1 protein-coding gene is annotated in these 483 nt (G+C 46.0%); it reads left to right on the top strand.

The genetic code is table 11. The features are described 5' to 3' along the window. Positions 1 to 251, top strand: a 251-nt coding sequence (yaaA, locus tag M3673_RS18755; protein ID WP_251535581.1) for a peroxide stress protein YaaA, incomplete at its 5' end; no start/stop codon positions are given. Between the last annotated feature and the right edge of the window lie 232 nt (positions 252 to 483).

The raw sequence follows: 483 nt of genomic DNA, 5'->3' as shown, positions 1-483 counted from the left end.
ATTTTAAATCGGTGAAAACGCCAAAATTGCAGGGTCAGCTGATCAAGCCGGTATTCCTCGATGAGAAGAACGGCAAATTCAAAGTGATCAGTTTTTATGCGAAGAAAGCCCGCGGCCTGATGAGTCGCTACATTATTGAAAACCGCTTAACCCAGCCGGAGCAGCTCAAAGCCTTTAATAGCGAAGGCTATTTCTTTGATGCGGATGCCTCAGAGAAAGGCGAACTGGTGTTTAAACGCCACGAGCAGTAACACGTTACGGTAATAAAAAAGGGGAGTCATTCCCCTTTTCAATATAATTAAGCAGATTATTACTTATTTTAACGCACCCAGTTTTCCACCACGCCTTTTTCATCGAAGAAAATCATCAGCGAGTTCGAATCTTTTTGGCTGGACTTATCGACCGCATCGGCAGCTTGCGATGCCCCGGTTACCGGGATCATGGAACCCGCGAGGCTGACCAGGTTGATCCCTTTATCTACTG

Origin of the sequence: Nocardioides sp. P86, assembly GCF_023712465.1 — a bacterium.
GTDB lineage: Bacteria > Actinomycetota > Actinomycetes > Propionibacteriales > Nocardioidaceae > Nocardioides > Nocardioides kribbensis.
This window is presented reverse-complemented; position numbering and strand designations above follow the sequence as displayed.